General features: G+C 46.2%; 18 protein-coding genes, 1 tRNA gene and 1 pseudogene. 12 read left to right on the top strand and 8 right to left on the bottom strand.

The window, feature by feature from the left end; all coding sequences use genetic code 11:
- The first annotated feature begins 2 nt into the window (after positions 1-2).
- The gene (locus RIM23_RS18100; RefSeq protein ID WP_446368545.1) at positions 3-1,199 is read left to right on the top strand and encodes an ABC exporter membrane fusion protein; all 1,197 of its coding nucleotides are present in this window, start codon (positions 3-5) and stop codon (positions 1,197-1,199) included.
- Positions 1,200-1,245: 46 nt separating this feature from the next.
- Here RIM23_RS18100 and devC read toward each other — a convergent pair whose 3' ends face one another.
- The gene (gene devC, locus RIM23_RS18095) at positions 1,246-2,421 is read right to left on the bottom strand and encodes an ABC transporter permease DevC (protein WP_446368544.1); all 1,176 of its coding nucleotides are present in this window, start codon (positions 2,419-2,421) and stop codon (positions 1,246-1,248) included.
- Between the two features lie 304 nt (positions 2,422-2,725).
- On the opposite strand from devC, the gene RIM23_RS18090 reads away from it, so the two are divergent.
- Positions 2,726-3,433: an ATP-binding cassette domain-containing protein gene (locus RIM23_RS18090; RefSeq protein WP_446368543.1), complete on the top strand. Its 708-nt coding sequence runs from the start codon at positions 2,726-2,728 to the stop codon at positions 3,431-3,433.
- A gap of 101 nt (positions 3,434-3,534) precedes the next feature.
- Here RIM23_RS18090 and RIM23_RS18085 read toward each other — a convergent pair whose 3' ends face one another.
- The 3 genes and pseudogenes from RIM23_RS18085 to RIM23_RS18075 all read right to left on the bottom strand — a co-directional run bounded on the left by RIM23_RS18085 (position 3,535) and on the right by RIM23_RS18075 (position 6,474).
- A complete protein-coding gene (locus tag RIM23_RS18085) occupies positions 3,535-4,827 on the bottom strand; it encodes a sensor histidine kinase (RefSeq protein WP_446368542.1) in 1,293 nt (430 codons plus the stop codon).
- Between the two features lie 77 nt (positions 4,828-4,904).
- Positions 4,905-5,366: pseudogene (locus tag RIM23_RS18080) on the bottom strand (zinc ribbon domain-containing protein); the annotation flags it as partial.
- A 355-nt stretch (positions 5,367-5,721) separates the two neighbouring features.
- The gene (locus tag RIM23_RS18075) at positions 5,722-6,474 is read right to left on the bottom strand and encodes a response regulator transcription factor (RefSeq protein WP_446368541.1); all 753 of its coding nucleotides are present in this window, start codon (positions 6,472-6,474) and stop codon (positions 5,722-5,724) included.
- Between the two features lie 312 nt (positions 6,475-6,786).
- On the opposite strand from RIM23_RS18075, the gene RIM23_RS18070 reads away from it, so the two are divergent.
- The 5 genes from RIM23_RS18070 (at position 6,787) to RIM23_RS18050 (ending at position 12,065) form a co-directional block, all read left to right on the top strand.
- On the top strand, positions 6,787-7,533 hold the full coding sequence (locus tag RIM23_RS18070) for a creatininase family protein (protein ID WP_446368627.1): 747 nt from the start codon (positions 6,787-6,789) through the stop codon (positions 7,531-7,533).
- A 185-nt stretch (positions 7,534-7,718) separates the two neighbouring features.
- Complete coding sequence (hpsE, locus tag RIM23_RS18065; RefSeq protein ID WP_446368540.1) at positions 7,719-8,705, top strand: hormogonium polysaccharide biosynthesis glycosyltransferase HpsE; 987 nt, start codon at positions 7,719-7,721, stop codon at positions 8,703-8,705.
- A gap of 51 nt (positions 8,706-8,756) precedes the next feature.
- A complete protein-coding gene (locus tag RIM23_RS18060) occupies positions 8,757-9,836 on the top strand; it encodes a nitroreductase family protein (RefSeq protein WP_446368539.1) in 1,080 nt (359 codons plus the stop codon).
- A gap of 2 nt (positions 9,837-9,838) precedes the next feature.
- Positions 9,839-10,990, top strand: a complete 1,152-nt coding sequence (locus tag RIM23_RS18055; protein WP_446368538.1) for a polysaccharide pyruvyl transferase family protein — start codon at positions 9,839-9,841, stop codon at positions 10,988-10,990.
- 4 nt (positions 10,991-10,994) lie between these two features.
- The gene (locus RIM23_RS18050) at positions 10,995-12,065 is read left to right on the top strand and encodes a glycosyltransferase family 1 protein (protein ID WP_446368537.1); all 1,071 of its coding nucleotides are present in this window, start codon (positions 10,995-10,997) and stop codon (positions 12,063-12,065) included.
- On the opposite strand, the gene radA is transcribed toward RIM23_RS18050, so the two are convergent.
- Positions 12,062-13,633 carry a DNA repair protein RadA gene (gene radA / locus RIM23_RS18045; protein ID WP_446368536.1) on the bottom strand — a complete coding sequence of 524 codons (1,572 nt, stop codon included), beginning with the start codon at positions 13,631-13,633 and terminating at the stop codon, positions 12,062-12,064. The genes RIM23_RS18050 and radA overlap by 4 nt on opposite strands.
- Before the next feature lie 174 nt (positions 13,634-13,807).
- On the opposite strand from radA, the gene rpaB reads away from it, so the two are divergent.
- The 4 genes from rpaB (at position 13,808) to RIM23_RS18025 (ending at position 17,597) form a co-directional block, all read left to right on the top strand.
- Positions 13,808-14,536 carry a response regulator transcription factor RpaB gene (rpaB, locus tag RIM23_RS18040; RefSeq protein ID WP_044208692.1) on the top strand — a complete coding sequence of 243 codons (729 nt, stop codon included), beginning with the start codon at positions 13,808-13,810 and terminating at the stop codon, positions 14,534-14,536.
- Between the two features lie 155 nt (positions 14,537-14,691).
- Positions 14,692-15,354, top strand: a complete 663-nt coding sequence (locus RIM23_RS18035; protein ID WP_446368535.1) for a cofactor assembly of complex C subunit B — start codon at positions 14,692-14,694, stop codon at positions 15,352-15,354.
- 190 nt (positions 15,355-15,544) lie between these two features.
- The gene (locus RIM23_RS18030) at positions 15,545-16,324 is read left to right on the top strand and encodes a BMC domain-containing protein (RefSeq protein ID WP_446368534.1); all 780 of its coding nucleotides are present in this window, start codon (positions 15,545-15,547) and stop codon (positions 16,322-16,324) included.
- A gap of 259 nt (positions 16,325-16,583) precedes the next feature.
- Positions 16,584-17,597 carry a LysR substrate-binding domain-containing protein gene (locus RIM23_RS18025; RefSeq protein WP_446368626.1) on the top strand — a complete coding sequence of 338 codons (1,014 nt, stop codon included), beginning with the start codon at positions 16,584-16,586 and terminating at the stop codon, positions 17,595-17,597.
- Here the strand turns inward: RIM23_RS18025 and RIM23_RS18020 are convergent.
- Both RIM23_RS18020 and RIM23_RS18015 read right to left on the bottom strand, forming a co-directional pair.
- On the bottom strand, positions 17,539-18,654 hold the full coding sequence (locus tag RIM23_RS18020; protein WP_446368533.1) for an ABC transporter permease: 1,116 nt from the start codon (positions 18,652-18,654) through the stop codon (positions 17,539-17,541). The genes RIM23_RS18025 and RIM23_RS18020 overlap by 59 nt on opposite strands.
- A gap of 10 nt (positions 18,655-18,664) precedes the next feature.
- A complete protein-coding gene (locus RIM23_RS18015; RefSeq protein WP_446339163.1) occupies positions 18,665-19,540 on the bottom strand; it encodes an Npun_R2479 family HD domain-containing metalloprotein in 876 nt (291 codons plus the stop codon).
- A gap of 315 nt (positions 19,541-19,855) precedes the next feature.
- On the opposite strand from RIM23_RS18015, the gene RIM23_RS18010 reads away from it, so the two are divergent.
- Positions 19,856-19,927: transfer RNA gene (locus RIM23_RS18010), tRNA-Gly, on the top strand.
- 87 nt (positions 19,928-20,014) lie between these two features.
- On the opposite strand, the gene RIM23_RS18005 is transcribed toward RIM23_RS18010, so the two are convergent.
- Positions 20,015-20,539, bottom strand: coding sequence for a hypothetical protein (locus tag RIM23_RS18005; protein ID WP_446368532.1), 525 nt, complete (start codon positions 20,537-20,539; stop codon positions 20,015-20,017).
- Positions 20,540-20,566: the final 27 nt, after the last annotated feature.

The raw sequence follows: 20,566 nt of genomic DNA, 5'->3' as shown, positions 1-20,566 counted from the left end.
CCATGAGCTTAGACCTGTTACACCATCAGGCAGCATCAATCCAATCACCACGTCGTTGGCTGGCGTTTCTCAGCGTCGCCATTTTGGGACTAGCGGGAACAGGATGGGGATTCGGGCAATTTCGATCAGCTCAGATACGGGAGGCTCAACCCGAAGTCTCAGTTGCACCTGAAATTAAAACCGTGACAGCATTGGGGCGGTTGGAGCCAGCCGGAGAAATGATTAACCTCACAGCGTCAACCTCAATTCAGGAAAGCCGAATTGAGCAACTGTTGGTCAAGGAGGGTGATCGCATCCAGATAGGACAGATCATTGCCATTTTAGATAACCGTGATCGCTTACAAGCATCCCTACAAAAAGCCGAGAACCAGGTTCGTGTAGCTCAGGCAAAACTGGCACAGGTACGAGCTGGAGCCAAAGCTGGTGAACTACAAGCCCAGCGTGCGGAAATTGCCCGACTTCAGGCAGATCGAACAGGTAACTTAGCAGCTCAACAGGCGGCGGTGGCTCGGCTGGAGGCAGAAGTACAAAATGCCCGAATCGAATATGAGCGATACGAATTCTTGTATCAGCAGGGCGCTGTCTCCGCCTCTCAACGGGATGCCAAGCGGCTAACCTACACCACGGCTCAACAACAGGTTCAGCAGGCTCAAGCCGAGTTAGGGCGGATTGAGACAACCAGTCAAGAGCAAATTCAACAGGCACAAGCCACCCTGGATCGACTCGCCGAGGTGCGTCCCGTAGACATAGAAGCAGCCGAGGCAGAAGTGCACTCAGCCAAAGCCGCCGTTGTTGAAGCCCAAGCCAATTTAGAGCAAGCCCAAGTGCGATCGCCCCGTGCGGGTCAAATTATTAAGATTCACACCTATCCCGGCGAACAAATTGCTGATCAGGGCATCGTCACGTTAGGGCAAACCCAGCAGATGATTGCGATCGCGGAAGTTTACCAAAGCGATATTCCTCAGATTCAGGTGGGTCAACCTGCCACGATTACATCACCCGTCATTCGTGACACACTCCAGGGTACAGTCGAGCGGATTGGTTTACAAGTTGAGCAACAACAAGTTGTCGATGAAGATCCTGCCGCCAACATTGATGCCAAAGTCGTTGCCGTTCACATTCGCCTCGATCCCAATTCGAGTCAGAACGTAGCAGGATTGAGCAACTTACAAGTTACAGTCACGATTCAAACCGAGTAATTTGTCTTATGTCATTTGTAAATTATCTCCCTCATTTACCCCAACTTTAGAAAATATCAGCCGGATCGGCTGCTTGGAGTCGGCGAGTCGCGATCGCGCCTGATGTCCCACACATGATAAACGTCAGTAGAAGAACAAAAATAGTCCGACTCAACGGCATCGCCAAAGGCAGCGCGGTTGCTGCCCCTGTAAGTTGATAAGCCGCTAATGCGATCGCTAAACCGGGGATAAACCCTAACACCGATAAAATCAGTGCTTCTTCAAAAATTACTCCTAACAAATAAGTATTCCGATAACCCATTGCCTTAAACGTGGCATATTCTGCCAGGTGACTATTCACATCCGTTGAAAGCACTTGGTAGACAATCACCATACCAACAATAAAGCCCATCGTAGTACCTAAACCAAAGACAAACCCAATCGGTGAGTTCGATTGAATATCGGCAATTTCAAAATCCACATAACCCTGACTTGTCAGCACCTGCACATCTTCCAGTAACCGCGCCGCTAAAGCCTCCCTCACCTGTTCGGGTTCATACTCTGGATGCAGACGAATTAACCCTAGGCTCACCGATCCAGCATCGCGTCTGGGAAATAGCCTTAAAAAGTTTTGATCACTGGTAATTAATGCGCCATCATCGGCAAAAGATGCGCCAACTTTGAATAATCCGGCTACAGTTACGGTTCGCTGTCCAATTTCTGTGGTGGCTGACTCTCCCTGGTTAACCTGGGTAATCATGTCCTGATAATCACCCCGCGAAGCCTGGTCAAATAAAACGGTATCCGGTAGCCGAATCGCGTCTAACTGCTGGTTAACTTCAGGTAAATTAAAAGCAGGTCGATCCGGGTTTTGTCCAATCAGCAGCATCGATGTCTTTTTGCGGGTTTGGGGATTTCGCCATTGCACGGAGCCAAGGTATAATGCATCAGCAGACGCGACTCCTGGCACGTCTTGAGCTTGGTAAAGTCGCCGTCGGGCAAAGGTTCGCAATTGCCCAAAGTTCTTTGCCTGAGTGCTAATGAGTACCAAGTCGGCTTGTAGGGTGCGGGGATATTGGGTATTCGTTCTGTAGAGAGCATCAGCAAATCCCAGTTGCATAAAAATCAGCACATCGGCAAACGTGATCCCTGCGATCGCAGTTAATAGCCGCATTCGGTCATGTTTAAGCTGAAGTAACCCTAAGGGAGTGCGCTGTTGTAATGTTTTAAGAAAGCCAAGCATGGTTTCTGATTCGGGGTTGCTGAATAAGGATTGTGGTGGGGGAAGTTGTCAGTTATCAGTTATCAGTAGTTATCAGGAGATGGGGAAATTTTGTAGGGGCGGGTTTCACAACTATCTTTGCGGTTACACCCAGATGTAACTAAACCCGCCCCGATTTGACGAATGACATAAGACAAATGACGCTTAAAATCCCAATCATCCTATTTTGATGAGAGAACTAAATTTCTGTGTAATCAGTGTCAATAAGCTCTCACCTCCCTACCCCTATCTCCCCAATAAATCCGTGTAATCAGTGTTTTGACCAATGACCAATAAACCCGTAATTTCAATTCATCAACTTAACCACGACTTTGGCACAGGGCAACTGCGAAAACAAGTGTTATTCGATATCAATTTAGAGATTTTTGCTGGCGAAATTGTGATTATGACCGGTCTTTCTGGGTCGGGAAAAACCACACTACTAACCTTATTAGGCGGTTTGCGATCAGCTCAGTCAGGCAGTTTAAACGTGTTAGGGCAGGAACTTTGTCAAGCCAGTCAGAACGACTTGGTACAGGCAAGACGACACAATGGTTATATTTTCCAAGCACATAATTTACACGGCAGCTTAACGGCGCTTGAGAATGTGCAAATGGGGTTAGAAGTTCATGGCATCTTTGCCAAGTTAGAACGCCACCGTCGGGCAGCAGAAATGCTCAAGCAGGTTGGTTTGGAAGAGCGAATCAATTATTATCCGGCAGATTTATCAGGTGGACAAAAACAGCGAGTCGCGATCGCCCGCGCTCTTGTCAGCCGTCCCCAAATTGTGTTAGCTGATGAACCCACTGCCGCCTTGGATAAAAAATCGGGACGAGATGTGGTTGATATTATGCATGATTTAGCCAAGCAACAGGGGTGTACAATCTTGCTAGTCACTCACGATAACCGTATTTTGGATATCGCAGATCGCATTATTTATATGGAAGATGGGCGCTTGTCTAAACAACCTAAATCAGTAGCGATTTCTCCGTAATCCAGTTCAATTAAAATAATGCCCCTTCTCAAATGGCAGAAATTGATGTCCATGTCATATACTCCTTGATTTATAAGGGTTTCCGGGTTGTGCAGCCAGCCCTAAGTACAAGGCAGTTGAATTTGTAACCAAGCACCGCCAGTTTCCGGGTGATTTTTAGCCTTAACAGTGCCACCGTGAGCCTGAATAATTTGCTCGACGATCGCTAAACCTAAACCACTACCACTGCTGCGCCCCAAGGTGGTTAGACTTCCAGCAGTGGGTTGCCGATATCGCGAGGCATCACCTCGATAGAGTCGCTCAAATACACGAGGTAAATCATTGACAGAAAACCCAGCGCCTTCGTCAATAATATCAATATGCATCAGCGCTTTTCCGTCCGAATCAGGAGTGGCTGTCTGCCTTACTTCAACTCGAATCGACCCTTGTGGTGGACTATGTTTAATACTATTATCTAATACATTCAAAAAAACCTGAGTGAGTCGAGACTCATCAGCTTTAATGGGTAAAGTATCGGGTCCACTATAGGCAAGATGTAGTTGTTTTTGTTCTGCCAAAGGTTCGAGGCGCTGCCAAGCGGACTGAATTAAAGACTTTAGGTCAAGGGATTTATAGGTGAGAATCTGATTCGGATCGCGTTCTAGATGACTAAGTTCCAGCCAATTTTGGATTAGGTCGATCAACCGATTAATTTCTTGCAGGAGTTGATCAACCCAGCGTCTTTCTGGAGGGTTAACCCGTCCTTGTAAGGCTTCTGCGACTAAGCGAATGGATGTCAGAGGAGTTCTCAATTCGTGGGCTAAGTCAGACACCCACTGATTTCGAGATTCCGAGAGTTCAATCAGAGGTTGTCGATTTTCCAAAAATACACCAACTTGTCCCTTAGCAAGGGGCCAACCATAAGCCCGCAACATGAGCGATCGCACCTCGCTCATCGCTGCACCATCCATACAGGCGGGATGAAATACCCACTCTTGGCTCGTCGATTGTTGCTGTTTACGAGTTTTCTCGATTAACTGATCCAGTTCGTAGGATCGCACTACCTCTAGAAGTAAGCGAATCTGTCCAGGTTCCCAGCGGTCAATTTGCAATAACTGACGCGCCTGCTGATTACACCAAATTAAATGATTGTCTTCGTCTACTTGTAAATACCCGACTGGCGCGACTTGAAATAGGGATTGAATGGCGTTGAGTTGGTCTTCTAAGACAAGGCGCTGCTGATTAGCTTGGGCAATTGCTCCCCGTAAACGAGACTCTAAAGAAAACGAGTTACTAGTCGAATCGACTGGCAACAACTCTAAGGTTTGCTTGAGCTGCCGTTTGGTGCGGTGTTGTAGCCATAAGCCAACCCCAATTCCTAGAGCTAGACCCAAGAGAAATGTCAAGAGGGTCATGGGTGTGATCAATAAGAATGTTGCCGAGCGATGGTTTAGATATTTTGACTTCTCCCCCGGTTAAAACGCGGGGGATTCTAATAGGATACTACGGGACGGGCTGAAGCCGCGTACCGACCTTTTGTCTTCTTAGAGTTCCAGAGGAAAACTCTGGATGGCGCAGTCAAGAACGCCCTACAGACCTTGGCTAGGTCAAGACCTAGCTGTATCTGTACGGGCGAAGCATTGGCGGAGTTCAATGAGCGGTTTGTTCCATAATTTTTATGCGCCAATGCTTCGCCCCTACTTAAGATATTGGCAGCACCGTTAGCATCGGCGTTGACAAATTCTCCATTTTTGGTGCGGTACATTCCTCGTTTTACTCGCTTCCCGCTAGCCTTCCACCCTTCCGGGCCTGAGCTGAATACAGGCAGAGGATCGTTGTCGATAAAACTAGCTTTAGAGGTATAACTTTCTTCAGTTTCTACGAACTGAATTCCATATTGTTCGCACAGTTGCTCAATCCTATTTTTAAGACGAGCGGTAGGAATTTGAACAAACAAACCAGACTTGACGAGCATAATAAATACCGCAGTTCATTAAGTTATTCGCTTCAGCGCAAATAAACTCTAAAACTGTGGCTAGCTCTTGCTCTGGATTCAACAATACTTGTTGACAACCGTACAAGAACATCACCTCCTTGTTTATGGTTATATTATATCACTTAAGGAGGTTATCGCGGGATAAATCCCACTGTCTTTACGACTTGCTGGGTTTCATCCCTCGGATAAATCACGAGGGAGCCTGCACCATCGCTTATGACGTAACCTTTCGACAGGGCGATGTAGATACTCCTTGATTGTTACGGCTGATGTAGGGTAAGACGCGATCGCTGGTGTCCCATCCGATTGAAGATCAGCCAAATCGGTAGCCGAAGCCGCGAACGGTAATCAAGTATTCCGGTTGACTGGGGTCTTTTTCTAATTTTTCCCGCAGCCAGCGAATGTGAACATCGACGGTTTTGGTATCTCCGAGAAAGTCCGGACCCCAAACCTGATCGATTAACTGCTCGCGAGACCACACCCGACGGGGATATCCCATAAACAATTCCAACAGTCGGAATTCCTTGGGTGAGAAATTAACCTCCTCGCCACGCACCGTGACTCGGCATTCTTCGGGGTAGAGGGTAATGTCCCGTAACTGTAACGTCGGTGTTGGCGGTGTGGAATTATAGCGGTGACGACGCAGAAGGGCGCGACAACGAGCTATTAATTCCCGCATGCTAAAGGGTTTGGTCAGGTAGTCATCAGCCCCGACTTCCAAACCCAAAACCCGATCCGTTTCACTGGCTTTGGCACTGAGAATCAAAATGGGGATAGAATTCCCTTTATACCGGATCAAGCGACACAGATCTAGTCCGTTCACCTGAGGCAGCATCAAGTCTAGAATCAACAGGCTAAAATGGCAATCCTCGTTATTGGAGTCGCCCTCAGACAGAAGGGTTAAAGCGGTACGACCATCAGCCGCCGTCACCACGTCATAACCTTCCTCTTGTAGGGACAACATCAGCATTTCTCGGATGAGAGTCTCGTCTTCTACGACCAGAATGCGGTTGGATTGTGCCAGTTCTGGAGTAGAAGGGCTTTGCGGTAGATCGACAGAAAGCATATAGGGTAAGGAAATTGGGTATCTGAGGTTCTAAGCCAAGGTATACACCAAAATCATGGTGTTGAAACTATATAGAAATAAAACTCTACGTCTAGATTGACACAAGATTCAGCTAGTGTGGCTATACCCTGTCAATTTTTAAAGACTTAAAACAATTTACTTAAATTTATTGCCGATTCTTCTATGCTGGCATACACTAAGGATAGTGTAATACATGTCATACGCAAGTATGACAAAATGAGGGGTCTTACAGAAACAAAGCAGGGGGCTGGTAAGCCCAGTCCACCTGCTTTCACTTTTTTAGAAGGGATAATGCTGCTACATTTAATGACCTGGATCGAGGTTGAGGAGTACTTGGAGCGATCGCCGGGGATTATTCTGCCAATTGGTTCAACGGAACAACATGGACCTACGGGATTAATTGGTACTGACGCGATTTGCGCCGAAGCGATCGCACGAGGGGTGGGTGAAGCGACCAATGCGATCGTTAGTCCCACGATTAGCGTGGGGATGGCGCTGCATCATACAGGTTTTCCCGGTACGATGAGCCTGAAACCCAGTACCTTGATTCACGTCATACAAGATTATTTAGTCAGCTTAACCCGGGCGGGATTTACCCGATTTTTCTTTATTAATGGTCACGGCGGTAACATTGCTACGCTGAAGGCAGCGTTTTCTGAGAGTTACGCCTATCTCTGGGATCTAAACATTCCTAATAGCGACAAGGTAAGATGTCGCCTTGCCAATTGGTTTACCTGTAATTCGGTTTACACGTTAGCTAAACAACTGTATGGCAATCAGGAAGGGTCTCACGCCACACCCAGCGAAGTCGCTTTAACTCAATACCTTTATCCCGAAGCCATCAAGACAGCCCCCTTAGCCGCCAATGTAGCCTCTGGACATCCAATTTACGGTGCGACAGACTTCCGCCGTCGCTATCCCGATGGACGAATGGGTTCTAACCCCGCCTTAGCCAAACCGGAACATGGTCAGAAATTGTATGAGGTGGCGGTGAAGGAAATGAGTCAGGCATATCTGGAATTTTTGCATACCGAGTGACAGTCTTCTAGAGACAGGTTAAACTCATAGGAATATACATTACAAGTACATCTCCATCCTGGATCAGGTCTGAGGTGGGTTTATTCATCGGGGATGTCTACGAAGCAAGCCTCACCTTTACCTCGACTTTAAGGAAGTTGGAGAAAGCAAGAGACATGGAAAAGTGCGGAGTCGAGTAGAGGATTATGGTAGACTTTACGGTAGCGGTTCGTACTTATAATGGAGCCAAGCGTCTACCTGCACTTATAGATCGGTTGCGATCGCAGGTTGACACAGACAACATTTCCTGGGAAATCGTTATTATTGATAATAACAGTACCGATAATACGGCAACCCTTATCCAAGACTATCAATCCAACTGGTCTCAAGCTTATCCCCTTCACTATTACTTTGAACCCAAACAGGGAGCCTCGATAGCCAGAAAACGAGCCATTCAGGAAGCTCAAGCTTCTCTGATCGGTTTTCTTGATGACGATAACTTACCGGAATTAAACTGGGTTGTTGCTGCTTATTCCTTTGGCCAATCCCATCCTCAAGCTGGTGCTTATGGCGGTCAAATTCATGGAGAATTTGAGCGTGAACCGCCGGAAAACTTTAGTAAAATAGCGGTTTACTTTGCCATTATCGAACGGGGTAAAAAAGCATTTAATTATAACAATCATAAACAAAAAGTATTGCCGCCGGGGGCAGGTTTAGTGATTCGTAAGCAAGCTTGGCTCGAATCTGTCCCTGATGATTTGCTCCTATCAGGTCCCCAGGGCAGATCTATATCGGCAAAAGGGGAAGATATGGAAATATTATCCTACCTCCAAAATGCAGGTTGGGAGATTTGGTACAATCCTGATATGCATATTTACCACACTATACCCGCGTGGCGAATAGAACGAGAGTACTTAATTTTGTTAGTCGGAAGTTCGGGGTTAACCAGACATCATATTCGGATGATTAGGCTAAAATCTTGGCAAAGACCTTTAGCTTTTTTCGCATATCTTGCTAATGATTTTCGCAAATTAATCACCTATTATTTGAAAAATTATAAAGTATTGAATACGGACATAATTGTAGCTTGTGAAATGAAGCTGCTTGCCACAATTTTGATCAGTCCATTTTATATGTGGAGAATTGAATGGTTAAAACTTATAGATTTTGAAAACCCAGGAATAAATAACTAGACGAATCGATTAATCATCAAAAAATAAACCCGATTAATATAGAGATTGGATATGGGCAATATAAAAGATATTATTAAATCAAAACTTTCGGACGGGGTAGTAGAAAAAATCAAGCGGGGAGTAGAAATAATTCAAGCCTCTACGTTGAGAATAGCCGTCAAATCTAGAGGATTAAGTTCTCTTTATTACACCGTTTTATCAGGTAATTTTAGCCGAGAAAATCAAGCGGTTATCTATGGCAAGTTGAAATATATAGCCGATTTGGGATCTAATCTTGAGAGTCAATATCTATTAAGACGGAACATACATCGCCTCGAAAAAGGATTAATTATGAGACCGAGACGAGATGTTTTCGCTCTCGATTATATTGAGGAAACGGTTAAATGCTATAAAAAATCAATTTTGGAGAAGGGTCAAGATAGTGTTGATAAGAGTGAGTTACAATGGGCGCATGATGTTTTGGAACAGTATTTTAACGTTATCGGTTCTCATCCCACTATTGATAACGCTAAATATCAGTTTTCCGAACTCAATCAGCCCCGCCAGAATGAAAGACTATCTATCCCTTACAAACGGGATACAAGCCAACCCTCTCCAGTCAGTTATGAGGATTTATTAAAACTTGCCTATCGTCGTCGTTCAGTGCGCTGGTATCTACAAAAACCCGTACCGAGAGAACTGATAGATAAAGCAGTTTCCGTTGCGGCTTTATCCCCAAGCGCCTGTAATCGTCAACCTTTTGAGTTAAGGATTTTTGATGAACCGGAGCTAGTAAAACGAGTTGCGTCAACACCAATGGGAACGAAAGGATTTAGCCATAATTTCCCGGCTATCGTAGTGGTTGTTGGTAAACTCAGAGCCTATTTTAGTGAACGAGATCGCCATGTTATTTATATTGATGGAGCCCTGGCTTCCATGTCGTTTATGTATGCCTTAGAGACGCTTGGATTGAGTTCTTGTCCGATTAATTGGCCCGATATAGAAGAGCGTGAGCAAAAAATGGCGAGGTTACTGGGATTAGAACCAGATGAGCGAGTAATTATGTTAATTTCTGTTGGTTATCCTGATCCGGATGGACTAATTCCTTATTCTCAGAAAAAAGAGCTTGATTTACTGCGGAGGTACAACTAATCATGATTGTTGAAATTCAGGGTGTAGATTTCATCAATAAGGGAGGTGAATTAATGACTCATGCTATTGTGCAGCATGTAGCGAGTTTACCGGGAAACAATATCGTAGCGGCTCATTTGAGAATGGGAAATTTTCAACAGAGAGCGAAAACCGGACTTCATCATTTATCCTGGGTATATTATGAAAAAGCACCTTGGGTGGGTTCAGTTATAGATGGTTTCAGCCGATTTATACCTAAACCTTTGCTCAACTCCTTAAAAATTACCACAAATTCACAGATTTATGCCGTACTCGATGCATCGGGTTTTACCTACGGTGATCAGCAGGGCGCCAGGATGATTGAAATAATGGCAAATCGGACAAAACGATGGAAGAAAGAAGGAAAAAAACTTATCCTGCTACCTCAAGCTTTCGGTCCATTCCAGAAAAAAGCGGTAAAAGAGGCATTTTTAGAAATTCTCAAAAACGCTGATTTTGTTTTTGCTAGAGATCCAGTATCATATCACTATTTGATGGAGTTAGAATGCAGTCAGTCAAAAATTAAAATAGCTCCTGATTTTACGAACTTGGTTAAAGGTGAGATTCCCCCCTATTTTCAGTCTAATTCCCGTCAGGGTTGTATTGTTCCCAATTACCGCATGATACAGCGCACGTCTTCAGCAGAAAAAGAAAACTACTTATCGTTTCTCACCTTCTGTACAAAATACCTAATCAAAAAGGGGATAGAGCCGTTTGCTTTAATCCATGAGACGAATCGCGATTATGAACTGGCACTGCAACTGCAATCCGAGGTGGGAGTGGCGATAAAAATCATCCAAGAACCTAATCCGTTGTATATTAAAGGAATTTTGGGAAATTGTTTTATCGTGATCGGTTCCAGGTTTCATAGTTTGGTGAGTACCCTGTCTCAAGGCGTTCCTTGTATGGGGACAGGATGGAGTCATAAATATCAAATGCTATTTGAAGACTATAACTGTTCTGATAGCTTAGTATCTCCCATCGATTCACCTGATAAGATATCTAATCTATTAGACAAGCTCATTGAAGAACCCAGTCGTTCAGAGCTTATTGCTGGCATCAATGCAGGAGCTACAGAGCAGAAAAAACGATCTACTCAGATGTGGAGAGACGTTGATCATTTTTTAGGATTTTGAAATTATGCAATTAATGCATCCGGGGTTAAAAGATCTTTTTCTTCTCAACCACTATGTTGAAGATAAAACCATAGGATTTCTGTCGATTGAAACTCCTTTACCCAATTTTTTCAAGAAAGCCACCCAGTCACTTCCCAGTTATGCGCTGGGACTTCAATTTCGACGGGAGTATCGCCATATTTCTATGGGGGTAAGAGCTTTTAAATTAAAAGACATTGATGTAATTTTTGTATTTGAAATATACAATCAGCATTTATTAGCTGTTCTACCTTTACTGGCATTCAGGGGGAAAGAGGTATTGATCAGCTTACATGGTAATCAACAATTTGCCATGAACAGTCGGATTAAATTTTGGGGATTAATTTATTTAAAAAAATATTTACAATTTTTCAATAACTTAAAAGTTATCTTATTTGAAATTGATGATAATGTTATTCCGGAGAAATTCCGTTTACCGGCTGCATCAAAAGTAATCATCCCGCATCCAATTATCAGCGAGGCAACTCCTCGGTTGAGAGCAGGAGAACGATTGTCTGTAGACACCAAAATAAAACTTGGCGTCGTTGGCATGATTCGGCAAGATAAACCGATATCAAAATTAATTGAAATATTGCAGGATTATGTAGCCACGAATGAACAAAAATGTGAGATAATAATTGGCACGCCCTTTGGACAAAAGCCAGATTACTTAGATAAGCTGGAAGTAAAACTCTACGATACCACAAAGGAAGAGGATTATATTGATGTATTAAATAAAATCGATATTTTGGTGATTCATTATGACCAGAACCGTTACTACTATCGCACCAGTGGTGTGATTAGTGATGCGGGTTCTTGTGGCTGTTATATTATTGCCTCGGATTATCCAGTGATCAAGCATCAAGTGAGTTGGCCCATCCCAATTGGTTCAACCTTCTCCAATTTTGATGAAATTGATTCCCTCATTGATCAAGCGATCGCTCACATTCGCGAGAAAGGGCAGGATAATCACTGGATTTGGCGAGAACAACGAACCGCAGAAGCGATCGCGAAAATCCTCTTTCCCAATAACTCAGAACAAAACCGGAACCCCTAAAAGTCGTCTTCCTCTTCATCGGCTTCATTTGCTGAATTCTGGCGCAATCCTCCTGGTAAAGCAGCAATAATTGCATCCAGAACCCTGGAAACCGGGATCACCTCAATATCCATATCCGGTAATACTTGACCCTTAGGAACGATCGCGCGTTTAAATCCTAACTTGGCGGCTTCCTTCAAACGCAGTTCCATCTGCGACACCAGACGCACCTGTCCCCCTAACCCGACTTCGCCAATCATCACCGTGCGTGGATCAACCATGCGATCGCGAAATGACGCCACTACCGCAATGGCAATTCCCAAATCAGCCGCCGGTTCTTCTACTCCCAACCCACCCGCCGTGGCGACATAGGCATCTAATTTAGACAGGGGAATCCCCACCCGTTTTTCCAATACCGCCAAAATTTGCTGTAATCGACTATAATCCACGCCAGTGGTTGAGCGACGCGGTGCCCCATAACTAGCTGGGGAAACCAACGCCTGTAACTCAACTAAAATCGGACGAGTCCCCTCACAAGCCACCACCGTCGCCGTACCGGGACTCATTTCATCCCGATTACCCAAAAATAACTCAGACGGATTCAGCACCTCCTGCAACCCCTTATCTACCATTTCAAAAATGCCGATTTCGTGGGTGGCGCCAAAACGATTTTTTACCGATCGCAGCAGACGATGGGAGGCAAAGCGATCGCCCTCAAAATACAATACCGTATCCACCAAATGTTCCAGCACCCTCGGTCCTGCGATCGCGCCTTCTTTGGTCACATGTCCGACAATGAATAACGTAATATTCGCCCGCTTTGCCACCTGCATCAGGGCTGAGGTACATTCTCGCACTTGCGCCACGGAACCGGGTGCCGAGGTTAATGCGGCAAAGTACAGCGTCTGGATACTGTCGATTACTGCCACTTGGGGTTTGAGCGACTCCAACTCCCGTAATACCTCTTCTAAGTCTGTCTCTGGCAACACATACAGGTTTGGCTCTTGCTCCCCTGAGGTGTTATCCCCATTCGCCGTTTTCGATTTTGCCGACTTCCCCCGCTTTTTGGGCGCACCATTATTCGTCTGCTCACTATTATTATCTGCCTCCTCCTGAATCGGAGCATCACAAACACCCAGGCGAGAGGCTCGCAGTTTCACCTGTTGTCCCGACTCTTCAGCACAGACGTAAAGGATACGATGCTCCTGTGCCAGTTGATTTGCCACCTGTAGCAGCAACGTGGATTTGCCAATCCCTGGATCACCGCCAATCAACACCAAGGAGCCAGGGACAATCCCTCCCCCCAACACTCGATCCAGTTCACTATACCCGGAAGCAAATCGGCTCTGGACATTATTGGAAATTTCTGAGAACTTAAGTGAGGATCTCGGTTGAGCGCGTCCAGAGGTAGGAGACGGAGTGTAGGCACGGGCATTTGATTGCCTTCCCCCACTTCTCATGTTGGCAGTCGTTGACAGCATACTCTCCTCTAAGGAGTTATACGTGCCGCAGGAGGAGCATCTGCCGAACCACTGGGAGTGTTCCGCCCCACATTCATTACAAACATAGATGGATTTAGTTTTAGGCATCCTGATCTCAAGGTGCTAGGAATTTTCAATAATTAAACTAATCTTAAAAAGCCGTAAGGAAATGTCAGATTGAACGGTTATAGCTTAAAAAAGCTTCGTATAACGTTATATCTTAGAGATAAGCTACTGATAAATTAACACTTCGTTGACCGTAAAATAGGAGTCTTGAATCAATTGGAAACTCATAAGGAAAAAATTCTGGTTGTCGATGATGAAGCGAGTATCCGCCGGATCTTGGAAACTCGCCTGTCGATGATTGGCTACGATGTCGTCACCGCCGCCGATGGGGAAGAAGCCTTAGAAACCTTCCGCACCAGTGAACCCGATTTAGTGGTGTTAGATGTGATGATGCCCAAGCTGGATGGCTACGGCGTCTGTCAAGAGTTGCGAAAGGAATCGGATATCCCCATCATCATGCTAACGGCATTGGGTGACGTTGCCGACAGAATTACTGGGTTAGAGTTGGGCGCGGATGATTATGTGGTCAAGCCCTTTTCTCCGAAAGAGTTAGAAGCTCGGATTCGTTCCGTATTGCGACGGGTTGATAAGGTAGGTGCTTCCGGGATTCCCAGTTCTGGGGTAATCCATGTCGCCAGTATCAAAATTGATACGAATAAACGACAGGTTTATAAGGGAGACGAGCGGATTCGGCTCACGGGGATGGAGTTCAGTCTCCTGGAGTTATTAGTTAGTCGCTCTGGAGAACCATTTTCTCGGTCGGAAATTTTACAGGAGGTGTGGGGGTATACTCCAGAACGCCACGTCGATACCCGTGTTGTCGATGTTCATATTTCCCGACTGCGAGCCAAGCTTGAAGATGATCCGAGCAATCCGGAGTTGATTCTCACCGCACGGGGGACTGGGTATTTATTCCAACGGATACTCGAAGCAGGGGAGGAATGAGTGTTGATCCTTCGCCCTTGCTTAAGGGTATGGCGCTTGTGTAGGGGTTCACTTTCACGACTATCGTTTCTTATTTCACAAGGGATGTAACTCAACCCGCCCCGGCTGAGTTTTAAGTTATTTTGTGGGGTTGATCAACAGAGGCTCTAGAGACAATGGCTAAACCTGATCAGAATTCTGTGTTGCGACAATTGCCGTTTGTTGTTGGGGGATTAGGCGGGACACTATTGTTGATTAACCGCTTGCTGACCCCCCAACTTACGGAATCTCAGGCGCGTTCAGACGCACTGGGGGTTATTCTCAGTGCCATATTAATTTTGACAGGTTTGCTGTGGCAGCAGGTACAGCCGAGAACGCCGGATGCTGTAGATTTGATTGGCTCAGAAGGGTTTGAACTGGCACCTGAGTTACCAGAGGCGGTGAAAACAGAACTGGCTTGGGCGTCACATTTATTATTGACCAATACCGTGACGCGATCGCTCGTTGTGTTTTATCAGGGGAGGGTGCTACTACGGCGGGGAGTATTGGGGGTGAACCCAGAGGTGAAACCGGGTGCTATCCTGAAGCGGGTTATCGAGCAACAAAAACCCGTTTACCTGGTTGACTTGAAACTGTATCCAGGGCGAATCGAATTTGACTACTTGCCAGAAAATACCCAAGGACTCATCTGCCAACCCCTGGGCAATCAGGGTGCTTTAATTTTAGGCGCGAATGCTCCCCGCAGTTACACCAAACAAGATGAGCGCTGGATTGAGGGTCTAGCTGATAAACTAGAAAACACGTTGAGTCAGTCAGCACGGTTGAATGTCAACGGTTAAGATCGTCAAACTCGGTGCGTAACCTACGGCTAGTAACGGATCAAGGAAGTCATTGAACTGTCCAATTTATAGTGTAAGATCAGCCCACAGATGGGTCATACCGATAAGTTGTTAGGGTTTAGGTGTTGGGTTTCTTAGACTGGATGAGAGGCAACACTTAACAGCCAACAACGAAATGGAGAGCCGAGCTATGGAGTCATACAACCCTGGGATTGTCCCCCACGCCCCCTCTACTCAACGTAATCGCTTTCGTCACTCCTCTTTGGGTTTGGTGTCTACGCTCAGTTTCCCTGTGATTGTGAGTACGGCTGATGCGATGCTCAAGGCGTCTGGAGTGACGTTGGTGGGATTTGAGAAAATTGGCAGTGGTCATTGTACCGCAATTGTGCGCGGCGCTACAGCAGAAGTGCGGATTGCGGTGCAAGCTGGGGTTGAACATGCTAAACGAGAAGGTCGGTTACTGTCCTCTCTGGTGATTCCTCGACCATTTCCGAACTTAGAGGTTGTCTTACCTCTTGGCTCTCATTTGTTGGAACAGGCGCAACAGCCGACGCGATCGCGCCATAGTTCCCAAGCTCTGGGACTTCTAGAAACCCGAGGCTTTCCCGCGATCGTTGGTGCCGCGGATGCTATGCTCAAATCAGCAAATGTAGAACTGACGGGATACGAAACCATTGGCGCGGGCTTATGTACTGTTATTATCCGGGGTCGGGTGGCAGAAGTCGCCATGGCGCTGCAAGTGGGCATGGCAGAAGCACAACGGATTGGGGAACTGGTTGCTGTTACCGTGATTACTCGACCCCTAGAGGATCTCGAACAAGCCCTACCCTTGGCAAGTTACTTCATTGAAGAGGAACAGACGCCCGAACCGCTAAGATTGCCTGTCGAGGTCAAAGAAACACAGAAGGAATTAGTCGAACTCCCTGATTTAAATAAATTGCCCGCGCCGACTAAAGAACTTGACTTGTGATCTTTGACCCATAAAAAAAGCGTTGCACCCAATGCCAAGGATGACAGGATTAAGCTTCCTGTAGGGTACAGGCTAAAACCAAACCGCTTATTCCTGAACATACAACTGGCTTAGGGGGCAACGCGAGATGGAAGGAAGACTGTCACTTGTTTGGTGTTATCTGAAATCTTAACCCAGAGTTACCATAGGGAAAATACATTGTTTTAATAGAAATCATAGACTATAATCTATGCATTATTCGCCTAAGGAGGAGTTATCGTTGAAGCAAGTCACGCTGCATCAGCTCAAAGTATTTGAAGCCGTTGCTCGACATAATAGCTTTACTCGTGCTGCCGAAGAACTATTTCTCACCCAACCCACCGTGTCAATGCAGGTGAAACAGCTTACCAGAGCAGTTGGTGTTTCCTTATTTGACCAAGTAGGCAAACGTCTCTATCTTACCCAAGCCGGAGAGGAACTCGTCAAGACCTGCCGTGCCATATTTGAGAATTTAGAAAAATTTGAGATGACAGTCGCTGACCTGCAAGGGTTGAAACAGGGACGTTTGCGGGTTGCTGTGATCACAACAGCCAAATATTTTATTCCCCGGTTACTCGGTCCATTTTGTCGGCGTTATCCAGGAATCGATGTGTCGCTACAGGTGACTAATCACGAACACATCATTGGTCGTCTGAATGACAATGCTGATGATTTGTATGTCATGAGTCAACTACCGGACTATCTGGATATTACCTACGAAGCCATTCTCGAAAATCCCCTGGTCGTGATTGCGCCTGCGGATCATCCCTTAGCTAATGAAACCAATATTCCCCTAGAGCGCTTGGGGGATGAACCCTTTATTATGAGAGAACCGGGGTCAGGAACGCGCAAGGCGGTGCAAGAACTCTTCGATGCCCGTGATATTACCCTAAAAGTGCAGCTTGACTTGGGCAGCAACGAAGCGATTAAACAAGCGATCGCGGGAGGGTTGGGTATTTCGGTTTTATCCCGTCACACCCTAGCATTAGAAGGGGTATGCAATCAACTGACCATTTTAGATGTCGAAGAATTCCCGATTGAACGATACTGGTATGCCGTTTACCCAAACGGCAAACAACTCTCCATTGTCGCTCGCACATTTCTCGACTATCTGCTCACGGAAGGCAAAGACTTTGCCCAAAAAACTGCCCCACGCCGCACCTCGGCACAAATACCATCTAATGGAACCCCTCCCCCTAGCGATGCAAACTCCGAGGATCAAGGGCATCCCGTAGACCATCCCCCAGCAAGTTAAAGGCTAAAACCGTCAAAATAATCAGTACGGCGGGGGGCCAAATTAGCCAGGGTTGTAGCACCAAAATCGAAGCATTGGTTGCCAAGGACAGCAAATTTCCCCAAGAAGGGTCAGGTTGCTGAATTCCCAGACCGATTAAACTTAGCACCGACTCCGCCACAATAAAACTAGGTACAGCCAGAGTCGCCGAGATAATCACATAAGTCGCCGTTTGGGGCAGAACATGACGCACAATAATGTATAGCGGCTTAGCCCCCATGGCTTGGGATGCTTGGACAAATTCTCGTTCTTTAATCGACAAAACCTGTCCCCGAATCACCCGTGCCAATCCAGCCCAGCCAATAAACGACGTAATCAAAACAATTAATAAAAATCGTTGGGCGCTAGTTAGTCCTGGTGGTAACACGGAAGCCAGCGCCACGAGTAGGTATAGGGTGGGAATCGTCATCATAACTTCAACTAGGCGCATAAGAATGCCATCGAGCCACCCCCCGAAATAACCAGAAATTCCACCAATGATTAAACCCAGAGGAAAAGAGATCGCAATTCCCACTAAACCGATACTGAGACTAATGCGCCCTCCATGCACCAAACGACTAAATTGATCGCGACCTTGCTCATCAGTACCTAATAGATTCAGTTTACCTTCACCAATCGTACCGAACAAGTGCAAATTCATCGGAATTCCGCCAAAGATTTCCACCTCTTCAAAGTTGGGGGGTAAGGGGAAACGAAGTTGGAGAAACTGGTAAGGCGAACCTTGAACAAATAAGCGGATGGGGGAAGGATTTTGCCAATCCACCATGAGTTCTCGTTCCCCCGTCTCTAAATCCGTTGGTCCTTGGGTGGTTGGATAGACGTGTGGACCAATAAACCTGCCCTCAGGAGTGCGCCAATAGACTTGGGTTGGTGGCAACAGGGAACCATTCGGTTGGGAGACATAAGGGTCATAAGGGGCTACAAAATCAGCCGCAATCACGGCAATGTAAAAAATCAATAGCACGATCGCGCCAAACCGAGCTAGGGGGTTCTTTGCCAGTTTTTGCCACCAATTCATAGGTTACAGGTTAAGAGTGAAGCTGTTGTGCGAGTTGTCGGTGTTCTTCTTCGTTCTTTTCGTGTTCGACAACAAACACGTTGGAGTAGAGGTTGGCGGTGATTTGCTTACCCTCTTGAGTTAGGGAAAGGTAACGCAGGGCTTCCTGAATAAAAGGAAACACTCCATTCCAGTAAAACCGAGAATAACCAGCGCGAAGGTCACCAGGATGCTCATATCCTAAGGCTTGATTGACACCTGTTTCTTCAAACTCGTAATATAGAGAACTAATTTTCTTGAGATAGCGGGGATCAGAAAGCTGACCAATCAAGTCAGAGGCACGAATCAAACCGGGATAGTTCAGGGTATCTCGATGATCCCCTTCTTTGGGAACCGGGAAACGAGTTAGTTCAATATTGAGCTTAATCAGTTCAGCGTCAATCAGTTTGTGACCGCCAAATCGCTCATCGATAAACAGTTTCGCCCGATCAACATGATGAGGCGTTAGGGATGCATCGGTAGCGCCCGGTGGCAGATGCACCATCTCTCCATGTTTGCCCGTCGCGTACAGTCGTTCAGTTTCGCGATCCTGACGACAGACGCCTTTAACATAGCCAATGTCGTGGCAAACCAGAGAAATGATAAAGTGCAACCAATCTTCTGGAGTGACGCCACCTTCACGGATATGCTTACCTCGGAGAATCTCCTGACCCACTAAGGTGACGAGGATAGAATGCTCGACATTATGATAGAGGGCGTCGCTGTTGGCAATATTTTCCATTGCCATACTGCCTGCCCAAGCAATAATGTCCTCATAGTCGGTTTTTAGCCCTCCATAAGTCCGGTGGTAGCCTTCCCGGAGTCTTTGGACAAATGAGTTTATGAGAATTTCTGTTGCGTTAAACATCCTGGGTAATCCCTGCGGAGTGCAATGGTTTGAGGATTGATGGAACAGTTACAACTCTATACTTTACAGGATGCAACGAAATTAGGCTGATTGCCATCTAAAGATTCACAACATCAGAGTGTTTTTGGTCATTTGCGATCGCCAAAACTTGATATTCCGTAGATATTCCGTAGGGTGGGCAATGCCCACCCAGCTTCACCCTGAGTTTAGTCGAAGGGTAACTCGAAGGGCAGTGATTAGATCTAACTACCCCCGCCTTTTAAACGGGGTAGTTCATTGATATAATATCCTATAGGTTCTCGTTGAGAGCCACTTGCGGGTGTAGTTCAGTGGTAGAACGTCAGCTTCCCAAGCTGGATGTCGTGGGTTCGAGTCCCATCACCCGCTTTGTCTAAAACCTAGTCAGATCAAGCTTTTCCGGCATTAAGTAGTGCAGCGCAGCAAAAAGAAACTATGGCAACGTGTTCATGAGTGTCAATCACCGGAGCAGTAAGCATTAAGATTATCAACTAATTGCTTTTCTGGGGTCGTTGCTTGCTGCAAATTCATCTGTGCCGCTTCCGCCGCTTGGCGGTCTTTCTGCTCAAACGCCACGGCGAAATCACGCATAGCTTGACTTGTCTCGCGATACATGTTATGGAAACTGGTTTGATAGTCCTGTAACGTCTCATCGGTTACGTCTATCGCGTTCATTTCTGTAGATGCCTTATCCATGACCGCCGCCGCTTGTCGCATTGCCTCGGCTTGGGGATTTTCCTCTTGAACACCATTGGTCACAACTTTGGCATCACTAACAGCCTGATTCGCGACCTGAATCATTTGGTTACACTGAGAAACCTTGCTCTGACCACAGCTTACCGCTAATAGGCTAATCACAGCCGTGACAAAGAGCCTGAGGAAATTTCGCTGAGGACAATACATAAATGCTCTGGGTTTCCCTTGGGGATGTTGTCCATTTTTTCTCGACTGGCACGTCGATGTCGTTTGAGAAACGCTCATAATTTAGGATTAAGCCGTCCAAAATTG

Source organism: Coleofasciculus sp. G3-WIS-01 (genome assembly GCF_040223135.1).
Classification (GTDB): Bacteria; Cyanobacteriota; Cyanobacteriia; order Cyanobacteriales; family Coleofasciculaceae; genus Coleofasciculus.
Note: the sequence above shows the minus strand (reverse complement) of the source record. Positions and strands in the feature narration are given on the sequence as shown.

Excerpts from the sequence above, each read along its gene's own strand:
- RIM23_RS18100 (WP_446368545.1), top strand. The coding sequence starts at position 3 with ATGAGCTTAGACCTGTTACACCATCAGGCAGCATCAATCCAATCACCA.
- devC (WP_446368544.1), bottom strand. The coding sequence starts at position 2,421 with ATGCTTGGCTTTCTTAAAACATTACAACAGCGCACTCCCTTAGGGTTA.
- RIM23_RS18090 (WP_446368543.1), top strand. The coding sequence starts at position 2,726 with ATGACCAATAAACCCGTAATTTCAATTCATCAACTTAACCACGACTTT.
- RIM23_RS18085 (WP_446368542.1), bottom strand. The coding sequence starts at position 4,827 with ATGACCCTCTTGACATTTCTCTTGGGTCTAGCTCTAGGAATTGGGGTT.
- RIM23_RS18075 (WP_446368541.1), bottom strand. The coding sequence starts at position 6,474 with ATGCTTTCTGTCGATCTACCGCAAAGCCCTTCTACTCCAGAACTGGCA.
- RIM23_RS18070 (WP_446368627.1), top strand. The coding sequence starts at position 6,787 with ATGCTGCTACATTTAATGACCTGGATCGAGGTTGAGGAGTACTTGGAG.
- hpsE (WP_446368540.1), top strand. The coding sequence starts at position 7,719 with ATGGTAGACTTTACGGTAGCGGTTCGTACTTATAATGGAGCCAAGCGT.
- RIM23_RS18060 (WP_446368539.1), top strand. The coding sequence starts at position 8,757 with ATGGGCAATATAAAAGATATTATTAAATCAAAACTTTCGGACGGGGTA.
- RIM23_RS18055 (WP_446368538.1), top strand. The coding sequence starts at position 9,839 with ATGATTGTTGAAATTCAGGGTGTAGATTTCATCAATAAGGGAGGTGAA.
- RIM23_RS18050 (WP_446368537.1), top strand. The coding sequence starts at position 10,995 with ATGCAATTAATGCATCCGGGGTTAAAAGATCTTTTTCTTCTCAACCAC.
- radA (WP_446368536.1), bottom strand. The coding sequence starts at position 13,633 with ATGCCTAAAACTAAATCCATCTATGTTTGTAATGAATGTGGGGCGGAA.
- RIM23_RS18035 (WP_446368535.1), top strand. The coding sequence starts at position 14,692 with ATGGCTAAACCTGATCAGAATTCTGTGTTGCGACAATTGCCGTTTGTT.
- RIM23_RS18030 (WP_446368534.1), top strand. The coding sequence starts at position 15,545 with ATGGAGTCATACAACCCTGGGATTGTCCCCCACGCCCCCTCTACTCAA.
- RIM23_RS18020 (WP_446368533.1), bottom strand. The coding sequence starts at position 18,654 with ATGAATTGGTGGCAAAAACTGGCAAAGAACCCCCTAGCTCGGTTTGGC.
- RIM23_RS18015 (WP_446339163.1), bottom strand. The coding sequence starts at position 19,540 with ATGTTTAACGCAACAGAAATTCTCATAAACTCATTTGTCCAAAGACTC.
- RIM23_RS18005 (WP_446368532.1), bottom strand. The coding sequence starts at position 20,539 with ATGAGCGTTTCTCAAACGACATCGACGTGCCAGTCGAGAAAAAATGGA.